The 13,147-nt window shown below is 68.3% G+C and carries 14 protein-coding genes; 7 read left to right on the forward strand and 7 right to left on the reverse strand.

Annotation, left to right across the window (positions count from 1 at the left end):
- Positions 1-100 precede the first annotated feature (100 nt).
- The 3 genes from G6N56_RS16910 to G6N56_RS16920 are packed head-to-tail and all read left to right on the forward strand — an operon-like array spanning position 101 to position 2,140.
- The gene (locus G6N56_RS16910) at positions 101-1,477 is read left to right on the forward strand and encodes a DUF4226 domain-containing protein (protein WP_085257445.1); all 1,377 of its coding nucleotides are present in this window, start codon (positions 101-103) and stop codon (positions 1,475-1,477) included.
- 43 nt (positions 1,478-1,520) lie between these two features.
- Positions 1,521-1,838, forward strand: a complete 318-nt coding sequence (locus G6N56_RS16915; protein WP_085257446.1) for an ESX-1 secretion-associated protein — start codon at positions 1,521-1,523, stop codon at positions 1,836-1,838.
- Complete coding sequence (locus tag G6N56_RS16920; RefSeq protein WP_085257447.1) at positions 1,835-2,140, forward strand: DUF2694 family protein; 306 nt, start codon at positions 1,835-1,837, stop codon at positions 2,138-2,140. Before G6N56_RS16915 ends, G6N56_RS16920 begins: the two co-directional genes overlap by 4 nt.
- Before the next feature lie 110 nt (positions 2,141-2,250).
- On the opposite strand, the gene G6N56_RS28450 is transcribed toward G6N56_RS16920, so the two are convergent.
- Positions 2,251-2,394 carry a hypothetical protein gene (locus G6N56_RS28450; RefSeq protein WP_169717544.1) on the reverse strand — a complete coding sequence of 48 codons (144 nt, stop codon included), beginning with the start codon at positions 2,392-2,394 and terminating at the stop codon, positions 2,251-2,253.
- A 222-nt stretch (positions 2,395-2,616) separates the two neighbouring features.
- Between G6N56_RS28450 and G6N56_RS16925 the strand changes: the two genes are divergently transcribed.
- Both G6N56_RS16925 and G6N56_RS16930 read left to right on the forward strand, forming a co-directional pair.
- Positions 2,617-3,852, forward strand: a complete 1,236-nt coding sequence (locus G6N56_RS16925) for a DUF5631 domain-containing protein (RefSeq protein WP_408632624.1) — start codon at positions 2,617-2,619, stop codon at positions 3,850-3,852.
- 53 nt (positions 3,853-3,905) lie between these two features.
- On the forward strand, positions 3,906-4,235 hold the full coding sequence (locus tag G6N56_RS16930) for a DUF2710 family protein (RefSeq protein ID WP_408632707.1): 330 nt from the start codon (positions 3,906-3,908) through the stop codon (positions 4,233-4,235).
- A gap of 192 nt (positions 4,236-4,427) precedes the next feature.
- On the opposite strand, the gene G6N56_RS16935 is transcribed toward G6N56_RS16930, so the two are convergent.
- Both G6N56_RS16935 and G6N56_RS16940 read right to left on the reverse strand, forming a co-directional pair.
- A complete protein-coding gene (locus tag G6N56_RS16935) occupies positions 4,428-5,201 on the reverse strand; it encodes a TIGR03084 family metal-binding protein (protein WP_085257450.1) in 774 nt (257 codons plus the stop codon).
- Between the two features lie 36 nt (positions 5,202-5,237).
- Positions 5,238-6,521, reverse strand: a complete 1,284-nt coding sequence (locus G6N56_RS16940; RefSeq protein ID WP_085257451.1) for an MFS transporter — start codon at positions 6,519-6,521, stop codon at positions 5,238-5,240.
- A gap of 103 nt (positions 6,522-6,624) precedes the next feature.
- On the opposite strand from G6N56_RS16940, the gene G6N56_RS16945 reads away from it, so the two are divergent.
- Complete coding sequence (locus G6N56_RS16945) at positions 6,625-7,278, forward strand: YqgE/AlgH family protein (protein ID WP_142280756.1); 654 nt, start codon at positions 6,625-6,627, stop codon at positions 7,276-7,278.
- Positions 7,279-7,281: 3 nt separating this feature from the next.
- Here the strand turns inward: G6N56_RS16945 and G6N56_RS16950 are convergent, their stop codons facing one another.
- Together G6N56_RS16950 and G6N56_RS16955 are read right to left on the reverse strand one after the other, a co-directional pair.
- Positions 7,282-7,614 (reverse strand): hypothetical protein, encoded by a 333-nt coding sequence (locus tag G6N56_RS16950; protein WP_085257452.1) that lies wholly within the window; start codon positions 7,612-7,614, stop codon positions 7,282-7,284.
- Between the two features lie 68 nt (positions 7,615-7,682).
- Entirely contained in the window at positions 7,683-8,771 is a 1,089-nt protein-coding gene (locus tag G6N56_RS16955; RefSeq protein ID WP_085257453.1) for an LpqN/LpqT family lipoprotein, read from the reverse strand.
- A gap of 186 nt (positions 8,772-8,957) precedes the next feature.
- Here G6N56_RS16955 and leuS point away from each other — a divergent pair, with 186 nt between their 5' ends.
- On the forward strand, positions 8,958-11,855 hold the full coding sequence (leuS, locus tag G6N56_RS16960; RefSeq protein WP_085257454.1) for a leucine--tRNA ligase: 2,898 nt from the start codon (positions 8,958-8,960) through the stop codon (positions 11,853-11,855).
- Positions 11,856-11,876: 21 nt separating this feature from the next.
- On the opposite strand, the gene G6N56_RS16965 is transcribed toward leuS, so the two are convergent.
- Both G6N56_RS16965 and G6N56_RS16970 read right to left on the reverse strand, forming a co-directional pair.
- The gene (locus tag G6N56_RS16965; protein ID WP_085257455.1) at positions 11,877-12,548 is read right to left on the reverse strand and encodes an SDR family oxidoreductase; all 672 of its coding nucleotides are present in this window, start codon (positions 12,546-12,548) and stop codon (positions 11,877-11,879) included.
- Positions 12,549-12,585: 37 nt separating this feature from the next.
- Positions 12,586-13,092: a MarR family winged helix-turn-helix transcriptional regulator gene (locus tag G6N56_RS16970; RefSeq protein WP_085257456.1), complete on the reverse strand. Its 507-nt coding sequence runs from the start codon at positions 13,090-13,092 to the stop codon at positions 12,586-12,588.
- Positions 13,093-13,147 lie beyond the last annotated feature (55 nt).

Genomic DNA, 13,147 nt, shown 5'->3' on the forward strand with positions numbered 1-13,147 from the left:
CGCGGTGAATTGTCGGCCCGAACCGGGCTGGGTACTGTCGCCCGACATGGAGGGTTCGCCATCCGTCCCACAGCCGGTTGCAGCGCGTTCTGCCTAGCCGATGTCGGTGCACGACGAGCTACTCGCCGCGGTCGCGTCCATCCGCGACCGCACCGGTGATGCGAATGCGTGGCAGGCGGGTCTCACGCCAGATGAGGTGACGGCTGTCGTCAACCCTGCCACGGGCTCCGAGCGACTCGCGGCGATTTTAAGCAAGATCCGCGCTCAACATCCGGAGCTGTTCGGCGCGCCGGCGACGGGTGGCCCACCTGGCGGGCTTCCCCCTCAACCTGTCCCGGATGGCGCTCGGGGCGATGCGGCGGAAGCGATTTGGCGCGCTGAAGCGGCTCTGGCACAACAGAATTCGGTGACATCTCAGCTCGACATGCAGGTGATCACGGCAATTCTCAACGCCCACCTCAAAAGCGTGGAAGGGCGAGAGGAGCTCACCAAGCTGCAGCGGGAAACGGAGGACGCGGTACAGACGCGATCCGACCTGGACACACCCGCCGGAGCGCGCGACTTCCAACGCTTTCTCATAGGCAAGCTCAGAGACATTCGCGCCGTCGTCCTCAACGCGAGCCTTGACGATACGTCGAAGTCAGCGCTGATGGCCGCCTGGACGTCGCTCTACGACGCGTCGCGAGACAAGCCCGAAGCCGGGGAGCAGCGGGCTTCGTCCGCCCCCGCCGAACCGTCGGCGCCGGACGACCTCGACCCCGGAGGGGATCCATTGCTCGACCCGTTGGTGTCCGGCGATCCCGATCCGGGGACTCGGGACGCACCGGCCCCGGGCGCGCCCGCGCCCACCCCCACAATGCCGGCGGGTTTCGGTGCCGGACCGCTGCCGGGACTGGGCACGGCCGGCGGCCCCGGTTTGGGATTGCCGCTTCCCGCCCTGCCGGACGGCACCAGAACCGATCCGATCCGGCGGAAGTCGGACGACGACGCCGTGCCGGAGCCCGGCGATCGGGATCCGAGTGACGAGTCCGACGACCCCGAGGCGATGGATAAGCAAGCCGGGGACCCTCCAGCGGCCCCCACCGCGATTAGCCTCCCCGACGGGGAGACCGTGACGGTGGCCAACCCGCAGCTGGCCGCGGCGATCAAGGCAGCCGTTGGCGGCGTACCGATAGCAGATGCGTTCCGCCAGCAGGGAATAACCATTCCACCGCCCGGCACGACCGTTACCGACCCGATCGATCCGCAGCGGCTGGCGCCGGGAGACATCGGGATCTTCACCGACCGGCACGCGCTCGCTCTCAGCCCGGGTAAAGCGCTCTTGGACGGCCAAATTCAGCACATCGCCACCGTGAACGGGCCGAGCTTCCTAGGCTGGGAGCATCCGCCGGTGGTGACCGCAACCGGGGCCGCGCCGGCCAACCCCGACACACCGGCACCCACCCGGCCGGCGTCCGCGCCGACCACCGCACAATAGGAAATCCCCGGTCCATCCGGCGGCACATGACAGGAGACAGCAGATGGCAGACTCGATTCGCGTGGTGCCCGCGCAACTGCGTGACGCCGCTGCGCATCACCGAGAGACCTCGGATTACCTGCGCACCGTCCCGTCCTCGCACGCCGCAATCCAGGAGAGCCTGGATTCGCTCGGGCCGATCTTCGGCGAGCTGCGCGACGCAGGGCGTGAACTGCTGGAGCTCCGGCGGGAGTGCTACGAGCAGCAGGCCGACGACCACGCGGACATGGCCGACAAACTCGTCACCTCGGCGGCCATCTGGGAGCAGCACGAGCAGGACGCCGCACGTCACTTTCGGGGCATCGTCGACGGCGGTCGATGACCGACGCCAATCCCGCTTTCGACACGGTCCACCCGAGTGGGCACATCCTTGTCCGCTCCTGCCGCGGCGGGTACATGCACAGCATCGCGCTGACCGAAGAGGCGATGGAAACCGACGCCGAGACGTTGGCGCGAGGCATCGTGTTGACCGCCGACGTGTCCTGCCTCAAAGCTTTGCTGGAGGTGCGCGACGAAATCGTCGCCGCCGGGCATACCCCGTCCGCGGCGGTTCCGACTCCCGGGGACCTCGATGCGGCGATCGAGAAGTTGCTGGCCCACAAATTGCGCCGCCGGCCCGACTAGCGGCGTGTTTGCTGATTTGCCGCCGAAATTGCGTGGGTGGTCGTGATCGGCGGCGGCAAAGCGCGACCCGCCCGGCAATTTCGGTGGTTGGAGCTATCGATAGTGCCGCATCAATGGAGCCAAATCTTGGCCGCACCGGGATCGGGGACGATGTCGGTGGGCGGCGCTATGGGGTTGGGCCCGAACAACTCTCGCGCGCGGGCCAATAACGCACGCACTTCATCGAGTTGCTGCTGCAGCGCAGAATCAGCCATGGCCATAACCTACCCATGGTGTCGCAGCTGCACAATTCACTGACTGGAAAGACCCCCCGGTAGTGCCGGTAGGCTTAGCCGGTGGCGATCTTCGGTCGGATAACGGCGCGCCAGCGCCTCCGGAGAGCTACCCGCGAATCATTGTCGATTCCGGCCTTCAGCTCTCCGATCGATTGCACCCCGTGGGTGACGGGCGGCCTCTGGCCCGCCGGATTGTCGACGGTGGATCCCGAAACCGCCTCCATCGCAGCTTATTTGAAGGATGACCTGGAGCGGATCGCCAGAAGCGCCAACGACGAGCTGAAAGTCATCAAGCGGTCGGGACTGGCGGATCCGGCGAGGAAGGCGGAAGAGGCGCGGGTCATCGAGGAGGGCCGCGCGCGAGCGGTGCGGCGAGTCGAGTCCACGATTCGCCAGCTCGAAGCCATCAGGGCCCAGCCCGGCCCCGTGGAGCCCGAGCATGCCGAGCGCGATCCCGAAGCGACGCAAGTCATACCCGCCACCAGCGCCGCGGAATCCGCCGCCACCGCGCCTGCCGAGGCCGCACCCGAGCGGCGTTGGCGCGCCGCGGAACCCGGACGCCGCAGGACCGAGCCCGCCCCGGTCACCGACGACCACGTCGCCGCCATGACCGACGCGCCGATCGACGACACCCAGGGGATACCCGCCGTGACCGATTTACCGCCGGCGGCCGCTGCGGCCGAACCGCGTCGCGACGTCACGGATAGCGGTCGCCACCGTGCCGTCGAGCCGGCGGCAGCGGAGGAAGAGCGCGCGGACACGGGTGAGAGGGCCACCGCGATCCCCCCGATGCCGGAACCCGGACGCGGCCGGGAATTCGACATCGACCGGCTCAACCTGCTCCTCGAATTCGTGGTGCGACAGGAGCCACGGCTGAACTGGGCCGCGGGTGAGCGCGCCGACGGTACGACCGTGGTGGTCACCGATCTCGCGCACGGGTGGGTACCGCCAGGGATCTCGCTTCCGGCGGGTGTGGGTCTGTTGGAACCCGGCAGACGCAGCGGGAAGGCGACCGAGATGATCGGTGACACCACACGAGTCGTCAGGTATGCCCCCGGCGATTCGCTACGCCGCTCGGCGGGTCTGGCGGCCTTGAAGGCGTCGCTTGAGCCGCGGGAGTTGCCCGAAATCGACGACCTCGGCGGCGCCCTCAACACGGCCACCCGTCGGCGCGAGGGGTTGCCGCGCATCGTGCACGCGATGGCGAGCACCGCCGCTGCGGGCACCCGGATCGCCGACCAAGAAGTGGACGTCTTGCGGGTGCATCTTGACACCGCCCGCTACCAGTTGCTGGTCCAGTTTCCCGACGTTGATCCCGCGCTGTTGCTCGACTGTCTGCTGTTGGCGGCCACCGAAGCCTTCGTGGTAGGAGACATCACGTCGGCGAACTATCACCTCCGGTGGTTTCAGACTCTCGAGGCGTCCCCGTCGCCCTGAGCGCCGAAACGGCACGCCGAACCATGAATTGACGCTGGTCGAACGGGCCGACGATACTTGTCGTCGTGTCGGGGTCCGGCGGTCGCGAGCATCTCAGCGACAAAGATCTCGTCGAATCTGTCCTGCGGGAATTGAGCGACGCCGCCGACAGGTGGGAGGCCCTCGTCGCGCAGGCCGAAGCCGTGACCTACAGCGTCGACCTCGGCGACGTGTATGCCGTTGCGAACGCCGACGGTCGACTGCTGGAGCTGGTCCTGCACCCCGGCGTGATGACCGCATACGCCCACGGGGAGTTGGCGGATCGGTTGAACCTCGCGATCACCGCTCTGCGTGAGGAAGCTGAGGCCGAGCACAAGGCGATGTACGGCGGTCCCCTGCGCTGAGCTCGCTCTCTTCGCGCGTGTGCGCGCTCATCGACCGGCGCCGGGTTGGATGGGCGCCGGCTCTCTTCGCGCGTGTGCGCGCTCATCGACCGGCGCCGGGTTGGATGGGCGCCGGCTCTCTTCGCGCGTGTGCGCGCTCATCGACCGGCGCCGGGTTGGATGGGCGCCGGCTCTCTTCGCGCGTGTGCGCGCTCATCGACCGGCGCCGGGAGGCCCCGCGAAGGCCTGCGCGACCTCCAGCCAACGCTGAGCGTCGGGACCGTCCGCCGCGAGGTCGAGCGCACTCAACGGTCGCCGCTGCGTGACCAGGTAGCAGAAATCTTCGGCAGGCCCGGTGACCCGCTGGGCGGCGTCCGGCGGGCCCCAGGTCCACACATCGCCGCCGGGGCCGCGCAGTTCAATCCGAAACGCCTCGGCCGGCGGCGTCAGATCGTTGACGAAGAAGGCGTAATCGCGGGTCCGCACCCCTAGATGCGCGATCGAACGCAGGCGCTGGGTGGCGGGTCGTTTGACCCCCAACGCGTCGGCGACGTCGAGCCCATGCGCCCAGGTCTCCATCAAACGCGCGGTCGCCATCGACGCTGCGCTCATCGGCGGCCCGAACCACGGCAGTTTGCGACCGTCCGGAACCGTCAGCAACGCCTCGTGCAGCCGGCCGCGGGCGACCCTCCACTCGGCGAGCAATTCGGCCGGCGGCAGCGCCGCCAAGTCCTCCGCTCCCGCGTCGACGAACCCAGCCGGATCGGCGGCGGCGGCCTTTAGCGCTTCACCGAACCCCGCCTCGTCTGTGACCGCGGTCAAGGCGAGCCGGTCGGTCCACAACAGGTGGCCGATCTGGTGGGCGATGGTCCAGCCGGGGGCGGGCGTCGGATCGGCCCATCGGTGCACAGGAAGCGGCGCGACGAGCGCGTCGAGTTCGTCGCCTTCGGCATGTAAATCGGCCACGATGGACCCGGGACCGGCCATCACTGCCTCCAATGATCGAGAGCCACGGAACGTACCTTAGCCAGTGTCTGCCGGCTGGCGACGGCTGATGACGCTGTGCATGGCGAGCCCGACGAGGTAAAGCACCGAACCGAAGAGGACGAAGACGGGCGCGCGCCCGTCCTCGGGAATCAAGGTCGCGGCGACCGTGATCGCGACGATGAAGGCAACCCAGAACAGCGCATCCTGGACCGCGAACACGTGCCCGCGCAGGGCGTCGTCGACGTCCATCTGCATCGCCGAGTCGGCGCACAGCTTGATCATTTGACCGGAGACGCCCAGCAGGAAGCTGGATACCACCATGATCGGAATGAGCAACGTGGCGGCGGGAAGCTGGATGACCGCGGATGCGGCCAACGCGCCGTTGGCCGCCGCGTAGCGCCCCCATCGGCGCACCGCCAATGGCGTCAGCACGTTGGCCAGGAACGCCCCCAGCCCCGAGACTGCGAAGAACAACAGTGCGATACCGAAACCCCCCGTCGCGGCGGCCGCCATGTGGTGCACCAGCAGTAGCATCAGCAGCGAGTTGATGCCGACCACCATCCGGTGCGCGGCCAGGCCGGATAGGGTGGCCGCGACCGTCGGTCGTTGCGCCACCGTCCTTGCGCCGTGCAGCCAGCCGGTGATCACCGCGTAGATGACCGGTCCATGGATGGCGCGCTTGGTGTCGTCGGGTCCCAGCGCGCGAGGGCGGAACCGCCACGACAGGAGCAATGCGATCGACACCGGAAGCGCGGTGATGAAGATGACCACCGAGGCTCCCCCGTCGCCGGCGCCGACGATGAAGCGAGGCACGAGCATGAAATTGGCCCCCAAGAAGGCACCGACTGCGCCCGACGCCGTGGCGACCGAGTTCATCGTCACCACCTGTTCGCGGGGCACCACGTGCGGCAGTGACGCCGACAGCCCCGACGCGACGAATCGAGCCAAGCCGTTGGCGATCAGGGCCGCAAACAGCAGGGGCATGTCGCCGGCGCGCAGCGCCAGGATGGTGCCGATGACGGCGATGAGGACGAGCCGACCCACGTTGGCCCCCACGAGCACCAGTCGACGGTCCCAGCGGTCCATGAGCGCACCGGCGAACGGCCCCAGAAGCGAGTACGGCAGGAACAGCACCGTGAACGCCCGCGCGATGGACATGGCGTCCGCGGCGCGGTCGGGGTTGAAGAGCAGCGCGCCGGCCAGCCCCGCCTGGAATAGGCCGTCGCCGAACTGACTCGCCATGCGCACCTGAAGCAGTCGCCACAAATCCGGCAAACCGCGCACGGACCGCCAAAGGTCAACGGGTGCGCCCGAGTTCATCCGGGGTTGAATCACAGAACCGACTTCCAGGATTGGGGGTAGGCGCGCTGGGCCCGCGGCCGAGGTCGACGCCGCCCATCCACAGTACAAATATTGGCGGGCCATGCTCGATTGCCCCGGGGCGACGCCGTGGAGGTGCGATGATGGTGAGGTGCCGCCGCCGGAGGATCCAGAGGACTATGTCGCACCCGCCGCGCAACGGGTGCGTGCGGGAACGCTGCTGCTTGCCAATACCGACTTGCTCGAGCCGACGTTCCGGCGCAGCGTCATCTACATCGTCGAGCACAACGACGGCGGCACGCTGGGCGTCGTGCTGAACCGATCCAGCGAGACCGCCGTGTACAACGTGCTGCCGCAGTGGGCCAAGTTGACGGCCAAGCCGAAGACGATGTTCATCGGGGGGCCGGTGAAGCGCGACGCGGCCCTGTGTCTGGCGACGTTGCGCGTCGGCGCAGATCCCCAGGACGCACCGGGGCTGCGGCATGTGGCCGGGCGGGTGGTCATGGTCGATCTGGACGCCGACCCCGATGCCGTCGCGCCGCTGGTCGAGGGGGTGCGGATCTTCGCGGGATACTCCGGCTGGACCATCGGCCAGTTGGAGGGCGAGATTGAACGCGATGACTGGATTGTCTTGTCCGCGTTGCCTTCTGATGTGCTGGTCGGCCCACGGTCCGACCTATGGAGCCAGGTGCTGCGCCGCCAGCCGTTGCCGCTTTCGATGCTGGCGACCCATCCGATCGACGTCAGCCGAAACTAGCTATCAGCTGCAGGCCTGAGTGCAGGCGGCGCATCGGCCACCACAACTGGGTGGCGCCGCCGCCTCCCCGCGAACCGCGAAGCGCGCAGTCTGATACGAACCGGCGGCCAAGGTGCCCAACGAGCCGGCGACACAGACGATCAGCACCACCAGAGCGGTCTTCGGCGATGCCGCCAGCGCCACCACCCCGCCGGCGGCCAACATCACCGCGGCGGCGAATTGCGCAGGCGCCATCGCGCGCAGCGCCAGCTGCGTCCGGTTATGTGAGAGCGACCAAGTCCCGAACCCGGCGGAGGCCACCGCCGCAAACACGCACAGCACGCCCGCAATCAGCATGCGCCCACAATACGAGCCCGCTCTTCGCTCCGCTCGGCTGGCTCCGGGCGGTTTCGCGCGGCGCCGGCTCAGTGCTGGAGAAACGAAAAGTTCGGCAGCGGCGGCAGCCCGGGCACCATCGCCAAGAGGCTGGGCGCAGGCTGCGGTGCCGCCGGCTGAACGGGCACCGGTGCGGCCGCCGCGGGCAGCCCCGCGGGGCTCGCCGCAGGCAACGGCGCCGTCGGCGTCGTGGCCGGCGCCTGCGCGGGGAGCCCGGCCGCGGTCGCCGCGGGAGTCCGGGCGGGCGCCGGAGCGGTGACAAGGGGCGCGGGAGAGCCAGCACCGGGCGCGGTGACCCGGAAGCCGTTGACGATCGCGTCCGTGGCCGGTGCGTCCGCGACGGCCACCGCACGGTCGGTCGTCACCGACATCGACACCAGGTACTTGTCGCGCCCGGACGAAGCGATGACGTGGCGGCGCGAGGTGTTGAGCGTCATGTCACCGTCGCGGTACGTGCCTTCGATCACCGACGACGGGAAGCCACCGAAATCGGCCATCGACGCGTTGGTGGTCTGCCACGCCGGCAGCTTCTGGCTGTCGACGAAGCCGTGGGCGATGGCTTCTTTGGGATCGAAGTTGCCCACCAGCTTGTACACGACGACCTGGGCGTTCGAGCTGTAGATGCTGCTGCCCTGCCGGTCGGCAATCACCGCGAACGCGTCCGGGACGTTGGGATCGGGCACCTGCGTCCAGCGGGGCGGCACCGGCAACGTGATGTCGAGCGCGTTGAATCCCTGGGGTTTCTGCGGCTCGAGCTTGACTCCCTTCGACTGCAGGTATTCACGGAGCGTGCCGGAGACCGCCGGGGTGACGGCCGGTGGCGCCGGGGGAGCTGCGGGCGGCGCCGCGGTGGTTCCGGTCGCGCCGGGGGCCGTCGCGAGAACCGGCGGGGCGAACGGGTTGGCCGCCGGGGGGGCGGCGAGGAACCTGTTGGGCCCTTGCCCGGGTGCGGCGGCGATGTTCTGCGGGGCCGGCATCGGGGCGGGGACTCCGGGCACCGGGGGTGCCGGGAACACGGGGTCAGCCGATGCGGTCGCGCCGGCGAAGACCGTGACACCGATTGCACCGGCGGCGAGACCTCCTGCGAATACCCGTAAAGCACGGGTCGTCTGAATCATCTGCGTCGGTCCTTCCAGTGGCCGGGGGTACCAGCACCCATGGTTAGACGCCGACTGTAACCAGTGGTCAGAGGCGGTGAACAGGCTCGAAATCGAGCTGGGATGAACCTCTGATCCGTGCGCGACGGAACCGATATCAACCTGTGGCCGGCGGCCCCGTCGTGTCGGCCCTTATACCCTGTTCGGGTGACCGACTCCCCGACCACCGTGCCCGCGAGCGACTCCGGTGCCCCGACGGATGCCGACGCGCCGAGGTATCGCTACACGGCGTCCCTGGCTGGCCGTATCGAAAGCGCCTGGCAGGAGAACTGGGCGAAACTCGGGACGTTCAACGTGCCGAACCCGGTCGGCGACCTGGCACCGAGCGACGGGACCCCGGTGCCGGCGGACAAGCTGTTCGTGCAGGACATGTTCCCCTACCCGTCGGGCGACGGATTGCATGTCGGCCACCCGCTGGGCTACATCGCCACCGACGTCTACGCCCGCTATTTCCGCATGACGGGTCACAACGTGCTGCACGCGTTGGGGTTCGACGCCTTCGGGCTGCCCGCCGAGCAATACGCGGTCCAGACCGGCACGCACCCGCGCACCAGGACCGAGGCCAACGTGGTCAATTTCCGGCGGCAGCTGGGACGCCTGGGCCTTGGGCACGACAGCAGGCGCAGCTTCTCCACCACCGACGTCGACTTCTACAAGTGGACGCAGTGGATTTTCCTGCAGATCTACAACGCCTGGTTCGACACCGCCGCCAAGAAGGCGCGTCCGATCGCCGACCTGGTGGTCGAATTCGATTCGGGCGCACGCCGCCTCGATGACGGCCGCGACTGGGCCGCGCTGTCGGCGGGGGAGCGGGCCGACGTGGTCGACAGCTTCCGCCTGGTCTACCGGGCGGACTCGATGGTCAACTGGTGCCCCGGACTGGGAACGGTGCTGGCCAACGAAGAGGTCACCTCCGATGGGCGCAGCGACCGCGGCAACTTCCCGGTGTTCCGGAAACGTCTGCGGCAGTGGATGATGCGGATAACGGCATACGCGGACCGCCTGCTCGACGACTTGGACGTGCTGGACTGGCCCGACCAGGTGAAAACCATGCAGCGCAACTGGATCGGCCGTTCCACGGGCGTGCAGGCGCTGTTCGTGGCGACCGGGAACGGCTCCGACGTGGACATCGAGGTGTTCACCACGCGGCCCGACACGCTGTTCGGCGCGACGTACCTGGTGCTGGCGCCCGAGCATGAGCTGGTCGACGGCTTGGTGGCCGAGGCGTGGCCGGATGGCACCGACCCGCGCTGGACGTACGGCGGGGCCACGCCGGCGGAGGCGGTCGCGGCCTACCGCCGTGCGATCGCCGCGAAGTCGGACCTGGAACGACAGGAGAGCAAGGACAAGACGGGCGTCTTCTTGGGCAGCTACGCGATCAATCCGGCCAACGGCGAACGGGTGCCGATCTTCATCGCGGATTACGTGTTGGCCGGCTATGGCACCGGGGCGATCATGGCGGTTCCCGGCCATGACCAGCGCGACTGGGACTTCGCCCGCGAGTTCGGCCTGCCGATCGTGGAAGTGATTGCGGGTGGCGATGTTTCGGAATCGGCACACACCGGCGACGGTGTGCTTGTCAACTCCGGGTATCTCGACGGAATGGACGTGGCTTCGGCCAAAGACGCCATCACCAAGCGCCTGGAGGCCGAGGGCCGCGGCCGGGCGCGCATCGAGTTCAAGCTGCGCGACTGGCTTTTCGCCCGCCAGCGATACTGGGGCGAGCCGTTTCCAGTCGTTTACGGAGAAGACGGGCGCGCGCACGCGCTCGATGAGACCGCCCTGCCCGTCGAACTGCCCGACGTGCCGGACTACTCGCCGGTTCTGTTCGATCCCGACGACGCCGACAGCGAGCCGTCGCCACCGCTGGCCAAGGCCACCGACTGGGTGCACGTGGAGCTGGATCTGGGCGACGGGTTGAAGCCCTACGCCCGCGACACGAACGTGATGCCGCAATGGGCGGGCAGCTCCTGGTACGAGCTGCGGTATACCGATCCGCACAACTCGGAACGGTTCTGCGCCAAGGAAAACGAAGAGTACTGGATGGGTCCGCGGCCGGCCGAGCACGGGCCCCGCGATCCCGGTGGAGTCGACCTGTATGTCGGTGGGGCCGAGCACGCCGTTCTGCATCTGCTGTATGCGCGGTTCTGGCACAAGGTCCTCTACGACCTCGGCCACGTCAGTTCTCGCGAGCCTTACCGCAGGCTGATCAACCAGGGTTACATACAGGCCTTCGCCTACACCGACGCCCGAGGCTCCTACGTGCCCGCCAACCAAGTTGTCGAACGCGGCGATCGATTCTTCTATCCTGCGGCCGACGGCGAGATCGAGGTGTTTCAGGAGTTCGGGAAAATCGGTAAGAGCCTGAAGAATTCGATATCACCGGACGAGATCTGCGACGAATACGGCGCGGACACGCTGCGCGTGTACGAGATGTCGATGGGCCCGCTCGAAGCGTCCCGGCCGTGGGCCACCAAGGACGTCGTGGGCGCGCATCGCTTCCTGCAGCGGGTGTGGCGACTGGTCGTCGATGAGCAGACCGGCGACATCAGGGTGGTCGACGGGCACGAGCTGGGCGCGGCCACCCTGCGGGTGCTGCACCGCACCATCGCGGGCGTCACCGAAGACTATGTGGCGCTGCGGAACAACACCGCGACCGCCAAGCTGATCGAGTACACCAACTTCCTCACCAAGGAGCACCGCGAGTCGGTGCCGCGCGCGGCGGTCGAGCCGTTGGTGTTGATGCTGGCGCCGCTGGCCCCGCATCTGGCGGAAGAACTGTGGTTGCGGCTGGGCCACGCCAGGTCATTGGCGCACGGCCCGTTCCCGGTCGCCGATCCCGCATACCTTGTCGACGACACCGTCGAGTATCCGGTGCAGGTCAACGGCAAGGTGCGCAGCCGCGTGGTGGTCGCCGCCGACGCCGACCAGGAGACGCTGAAGGCCACGGCGCTCGCCGACGAGAAGGTCCAGGGATTCCTGGCCGGAGCGACGCCGCGCAAGGTGATCGTGGTTCCCGGTCGGCTGGTCAACCTCGTGGTCTGAGAGCCGCGCTTGCGATCGCCACTAGCGCTGGCCGGGCCGCAACACCACCTCGTGGACATGCCCGTCGCGCGGCATGCTCACCGCGTAGGCGACGGCGCCGGCCACGGTCTCCGGCCGCAGGATTTTGGTGGGGTCGTACTGGCCGCCTTCGAACGCGACCAGTTCACGTTGCATGGCGCTGTCGGTGCGGCCCGGATAGACCGTGGTCACCCGCAGGGCTGGTTCGTCTTCGCGCAGGGAATCGGCGAAGGCGCGCAGCGCGAACTTACTGGCGGCATACGAGGCCATGCCGGGCGAAACCTTTCGGCCCGCACCCGAGTTGATGAACACGACGTGGCCGCGAGCCCGGCGTAACGCCGGCAACAGTGTCAGCGTAAGTTCAACGGCGCCAAAAACATTGACGGCGAACGTGGCGCGCCACTCTTCCACGCTCGATTCGGCGACATGGCCTGGGATGGATACGCCCGCGTTGTGGACCAACACGTCGAGCTCGTCGACGATCTCGCAGGCCGCCTCGATGTCGTCGCTGTCGGTCAAGTCCAGGGGGAAGGTGGTGGCGCCAAGCCCCGCGGCGACGGCGTCTAGCCGCTCCGAGGGCCGACCGGCCAGCAGCAGGGTGTGTGTAGTGGCGAGCGCAGTGGCGATAGCCGAACCGATGCCGCCGCCAGCGCCAGTGATGAGTGCAGTGGGCATGCTCGAAGTCTACGTGTGATGCGAATCCAATTGCGTACTAGGCGCTTTCGTCACAGACCGGCGGATCGCCCGCGGGCCCGGGCGTCGGCTCACGCGAGGCGAGCCGCTCCAGCGGCGCCAGCGCTTCTTTCAGGGTCTCCACGTCGGATACGGGGAGTTGACTGAGCATGGCCGCCAAGGCGGCGCGGCGGCTCGCCAGTGATTCGCCGTGTACGGCACGGCCCCGCTGCGTGATGTCGACCAGCACCGCGCGCAGGTCGGACGGGTCCCGCGATCGCTTCACGAGGCCGATCTTCTCCAGCCGGCGAATGGCCACGGTGGTGGTGGGTGTGCGCACCCGTTCGTGCGCCGCGAGGTCCGTCATCCGGATGGGGCCTTGATCGAGCAGGGTGACCAGAATCGACAGCTGAGCCAGGGTCAGATCTCCGGCCGCGGCCCCGGTGGGATCCCCCCGACGCAGAATCGAAGCCAACTTGGACAGCGCGCGGTGCAAGCCTTCCGCAAGCTCGGTGACGTCGCCCGAGGCCGATTCGCTGTCCGCCATAACCGGGCAGTCTAACCGGATATGTACCGCGGACAAGACGGCTATCGGGAGACTC

The sequence above is a fragment of the Mycobacterium saskatchewanense genome (genome assembly GCF_010729105.1).
Taxonomy (GTDB): Bacteria; Actinomycetota; Actinomycetes; order Mycobacteriales; family Mycobacteriaceae; genus Mycobacterium; species Mycobacterium saskatchewanense.

Coding starts and splice junctions, on each gene's coding strand:
- G6N56_RS16970 (WP_085257456.1), bottom strand. CDS start 13,092: ATGGCGGACAGCGAATCGGCCTCGGGCGACGTCACCGAGCTTGCGGAA.
- G6N56_RS16910 (WP_085257445.1), top strand. CDS start 101: ATGTCGGTGCACGACGAGCTACTCGCCGCGGTCGCGTCCATCCGCGAC.
- G6N56_RS16940 (WP_085257451.1), bottom strand. CDS start 6,521: ATGAACTCGGGCGCACCCGTTGACCTTTGGCGGTCCGTGCGCGGTTTG.
- G6N56_RS16935 (WP_085257450.1), bottom strand. CDS start 5,201: ATGGCCGGTCCCGGGTCCATCGTGGCCGATTTACATGCCGAAGGCGAC.
- G6N56_RS16915 (WP_085257446.1), top strand. CDS start 1,521: ATGGCAGACTCGATTCGCGTGGTGCCCGCGCAACTGCGTGACGCCGCT.
- G6N56_RS16955 (WP_085257453.1), bottom strand. CDS start 8,771: ATGATTCAGACGACCCGTGCTTTACGGGTATTCGCAGGAGGTCTCGCC.
- G6N56_RS16965 (WP_085257455.1), bottom strand. CDS start 12,548: ATGCCCACTGCACTCATCACTGGCGCTGGCGGCGGCATCGGTTCGGCT.
- G6N56_RS16920 (WP_085257447.1), top strand. CDS start 1,835: ATGACCGACGCCAATCCCGCTTTCGACACGGTCCACCCGAGTGGGCAC.
- G6N56_RS16950 (WP_085257452.1), bottom strand. CDS start 7,614: ATGCTGATTGCGGGCGTGCTGTGCGTGTTTGCGGCGGTGGCCTCCGCC.
- G6N56_RS28450 (WP_169717544.1), bottom strand. CDS start 2,394: ATGGCTGATTCTGCGCTGCAGCAGCAACTCGATGAAGTGCGTGCGTTA.
- G6N56_RS16945 (WP_142280756.1), top strand. CDS start 6,625: ATGCTCGATTGCCCCGGGGCGACGCCGTGGAGGTGCGATGATGGTGAG.